The sequence below is a fragment of the Microcoleus sp. CAWBG640 genome, assembly GCF_020883015.1.
GTDB lineage: Bacteria > Cyanobacteriota > Cyanobacteriia > Cyanobacteriales > Microcoleaceae > Microcoleus > Microcoleus anatoxicus.
This window is the reverse complement of the sequence record NZ_JAHRFC010000178.1, coordinates 1-3,991: the sequence shown is the minus strand read 5'-3', so window position 1 is coordinate 3,991 and position 3,991 is coordinate 1. Positions and strand designations below refer to the sequence as shown.

The following is a 3,991-nucleotide window of genomic DNA, read 5'->3' as shown; positions in this document are numbered from 1 at the left end:
AGCATTCGATCGGTTACTAAGAAACCGGCGACAACGTTAATTGTGGCAAGGGCGATCGCGATCGTCCCCAAAATCGAAGTAACAGTCACATTACCTTGGCCAGAAATCAGAATTGCGCCTAAAACCGCAATTCCTGAAATCGCATTTGAACCCGACATCAAAGGTGTATGTAGCGTCGGCGGGACTTTGTTAATTACTTCAAATCCCACAAACGATGCTAGAGTAAACACCACTAAACCTGCAATCAATCCTTCTGCCATAACACTTGTGAATTAGTTAGTTGTCAGTTGTCAGTTGTCAGTTGTCAGTTGTTAGTTGTTAGTTGTTAGTTGTCAGTTGTTAGTTGTTAGTTGTCAGTTGTTAGTTGTTAGTTGTCAGTTGATAGTTGTCAGTTGATAGTTGTTAGTTGTTGGAAATAATCACTGCCTACTGCCTACTGCCTACTGCCTACTGCCTACTGCCTACTGCCTACTGCCCACTGCCTACTGCCCACTGCCCACTGCCTACTGCCTACTGACTACGGAAGTATTCAAAGCATCCCGCACTCGCTGATTGCTAATTCCCCCATCGCGAGCCACACAAGCACCAGCGATGATATCATCTTCAAAATTTAGATTTAGCTCCTTATCTTTCAGCATCAACTGAAGTAAAGCCGAGACATTTTTCGAGTAAGTTTCGCTAGCATGAACAGGCATTGAGGATGGTAAATTAATCGGTCCAATCACATTAACGCCGTTCCATTCCACATCTTTACCCGCTTCCGTGCACTCACAATTGCCGCCTTGTTCTGCCGCAAGGTCAACAATTATTGCTCCCGGTTTCATTTGAGAAACCATTTCTCTAGTAACTAAAATCGGGGCTTTTCTACCAGGAACTTGAGCAGTTGTAATTACTGCATCGGAAGCGCCGACGTGCTGGGTGAGCACTTGGCGGGTGTGTTCTTTCGCTGCTTCCGATAATTCTTTGGCGTAGCCACCTGCTGCTACTGTTTCTTCCTTGAGTTCGACATCGATAAATTTAGCACCCAAGCTTTGCACTTGTTCTTTAGTTTCCGGGCGGATGTCGAAGGCTTCGACGACTGCGCCCAGACGACGGGCTGTGGCGATCGCCTGTAGGCCCGCAACGCCCACACCCATTACCAAGACTTTCGCGGGGCGAATCGTACCCGCCGCCGTTGTCAGCATCGGAAAATACTTTGGTAAAGCCGCCGCTGCAATCAGTACCGCTTTGTAACCAGCCACATTAGCCTGGGATGACAGCGCATCCATGCTTTGAGCCCGGCTGGTGCGCGGAATCATTTCCATGCTGAATGCTGTTACTTTGCGATCGGCTAAACGCTGCACCAAAGCTGGATTTCCCAAAGGATTCAAAAATCCGATGAAAACTCCACCTTCGGGAAGTTGATGAACTTCTGACTCTTGCAATTGGGCGATTTTGACGACGACATCGGCTTCGCCCCACAGCGTAGCGGTATCGGCGACAATTTTGGCGCCAGCTTGTTCGTAAGCAAGATCCGAGAAAAAGGATTTTGCTCCGGCACCGGCCTCAACCCAAACTTCGACACCTTGTTTGACGAATTTGGCTACAGCGTCGGGTACTAAGGCTACCCGGCGTTCCCCTGCTTCTATTTCTTTGGCGATCGCTAATTTCATAAAAAAACTCGGTAAGTTGAAACCACTTCGAGGGCGAAAATCGAATGTAGCGACAGCCAGTCATTGAATTTTCACCCTCTACTGCACGCATACAGGGCGGTTGACACCGCGTCTACACAGACAAAACCAGCCGGAACAGGTTTCTCTACTAAAGTGCGATTTTTAATCGCCAGATGCTTTGCTTTACATTGGAGCAGCCTTTGCCCTAAACTTCTCTCGTTGATACTAAAGCCGATCGGTCAAGTTCTAGCCGTATCTTTAACTTGTCTTATAGATTGAAATTTCCAAAACAGTGAAATTTGAGTCAAAGCATGATATACTAAACCACTTAGTAATTCTGTATCTTAAATGTCAGCCTAGGATATGGCCTCAAAAAATTCAACTATATTGTTCAGCGCTCGCCCCCATCAAATTTCTCAGAGAGTCGGTAATATTGGAGATCTAATAGCCAATTGTCAGCACTAAATATTTGCTAAATATTCAAGGTTCGATCGTAATTTTAGTTAGAGGAGTTGTTATGCGACGATTATTTTCAGCACTAGCGGTTACAGGTTGCTTGCTGTCCGGTTTACCCACCTTGGCTTTAGCCCAAGGAATGCCGGGATTCACAATTTTCGGAGGCCCAGAGCGCGGCAATCAGTTAAATTACCGCTTAGATTACGGCAAATCTGGGATGAGTGGTGACAGATATAGACTGCGCATTCCAGCCAAAAAAGTAAGTCTGGCGATCGCCCAACTCAACATTTCCTATCCAAACTACTACAAAGGTGAATTCGACCAAAAAGACATTAAAGTGCGCGTCAAAAACAAATCAATAGAATTGCAAGAAGTAATCTGGGACAAAGAAAATCGTTTCATAGAAATTTATCCCAAAGATCCCATTGCTGCCGGCAACAATGTTGAGGTTGTGCTCTCCAACGTCAAAAACCCATCGCCAGGAGGAATGTACAATTTCAACGTTCGCATCCGCACCCCTGGGGATGTCCCCTTGCTACGTTACCTCGGTACTTGGCTGTTGAGCATTGATTAAAAGCAACAAAATCGGCTTGGGGGCATAAATTTATCCTTTCCTGGTTTTGGGGAACCGAAAAATATAACCTCCGACTCATACACCAATCCTCAGCGATCGGTAAAATAAACTGTTAGATACCCGGCTTCTAAAAGAAGTCGGGTATCTAGGTATAACTTGACTTAATATCAAATAAACTCAGTAAATTCACTTAATTAAACCTCATATACAGATCGTCCAAAACCTTACTGTATCAATAATCTTCCTGATTCCTTCATCCTTCTACTTACATCAAATGAATCCACTAGCCAAAGTTAAAAATATCAAACTTCCTCGCGCGTTGCGATCGAGAAATTATCGCCTATTTTTTGCAGGACAAGGCATCTCTCTGATTGGCAGTTGGATGACGCAAGTTGCTACTGTTTGGCTTGTGTACAATTTGAGCGATTCACCTTGGATGCTCGGCCTAGTCGGATTCACAAGTCAAATTCCCACATTAATACTACTGCCTTTTGCAGGAGTTTTAATAGATAGATGGAACCGCCACCGAGTGATAATTGCAACTCAAGTTTTGGCAATGATTCAATCATTAATCCTAGCATTTTTGGCCCTCACAGGAATCATCAACATTTGGCAGATAATTATACTGAGTTTATGTCAAGGAGCAATTAATGCTTTTGACGCGCCAGCCCGCCAAGCTTTTGTACCAGAACTCGTAGAAAAGAAAGAAGATTTAGCACAGGCGATCGCCATTAATGCTTCCATGTTCAATGGAGCCAGATTAATCGGCCCAGCCCTGGCAGGTTTGCTGATAGCCACAGTCGGCCCAAGTTATTGTTTTCTCATAGACGGACTCAGTTACATAGCCGTCATAGCAGGCTTATTAGCCATGCAGATTAAACCGAGAAAAATTGCCGAAACCAATACAAAACCCTTACAAAGATTAAAAGAAGGATTCGTTTATTCCTTTGGATTTCCGCCAATTAGAGCCATTTTACTGCTCTTAGCATTAGTCAGCTTTGCCGGAATGTCACACACCGTGCTCGTCCCAATATTTGCCACAAAAATTCTGCACGGTGGCCCAGAAACCCTAGGCTTTTTGATGGCAGCTTCTGGAATAGGGGCATTCGCAGGAGCGATTTATTTAACCACCCGCAAAACAGTAGTTGGCATCGGCAAATTAATAGCCATCTCACCAGCAGTTATGGGCTTTGGACTAATCGGTTTTGCCCTGTCAAAAACCCTGTGGTTATCATTAATCATGATGCTGTTTGTAGGAATTGGTTTCATCTTGCAATTTGCAGCAGGAAACACATTTTTGCAAACCATA

At 44.7% G+C, this 3,991-nt stretch carries 4 protein-coding genes; 2 read left to right on the top strand and 2 right to left on the bottom strand.

Annotated elements, in window-relative coordinates; translation table 11 throughout:
- Together AAFP11_RS29900 and AAFP11_RS29895 are read right to left on the bottom strand one after the other, a co-directional pair.
- The coding region (locus AAFP11_RS29900) for an NAD(P) transhydrogenase subunit alpha (RefSeq protein WP_341740264.1) at nucleotides 1-260 on the bottom strand (260 nt) is incomplete at its 3' end.
- 243 nt (nucleotides 261-503) lie between these two features.
- Nucleotides 504-1,652, bottom strand: a complete 1,149-nt coding sequence (locus tag AAFP11_RS29895; RefSeq protein ID WP_341740263.1) for a Re/Si-specific NAD(P)(+) transhydrogenase subunit alpha — start codon at nucleotides 1,650-1,652, stop codon at nucleotides 504-506.
- A gap of 517 nt (nucleotides 1,653-2,169) precedes the next feature.
- On the opposite strand from AAFP11_RS29895, the gene AAFP11_RS29890 reads away from it, so the two are divergent.
- Complete coding sequence (locus AAFP11_RS29890) at nucleotides 2,170-2,682, top strand: DUF2808 domain-containing protein (RefSeq protein ID WP_341740262.1); 513 nt, start codon at nucleotides 2,170-2,172, stop codon at nucleotides 2,680-2,682.
- Between the two features lie 274 nt (nucleotides 2,683-2,956).
- Nucleotides 2,957-3,991 (top strand): MFS transporter (locus AAFP11_RS29885; RefSeq protein ID WP_341740261.1); only part of this gene is annotated, 1,035 nt, incomplete at its 3' end.

Coding starts and splice junctions, on each gene's coding strand:
- AAFP11_RS29895 (WP_341740263.1), bottom strand. CDS start 1,652: ATGAAATTAGCGATCGCCAAAGAAATAGAAGCAGGGGAACGCCGGGTA.
- AAFP11_RS29890 (WP_341740262.1), top strand. CDS start 2,170: ATGCGACGATTATTTTCAGCACTAGCGGTTACAGGTTGCTTGCTGTCC.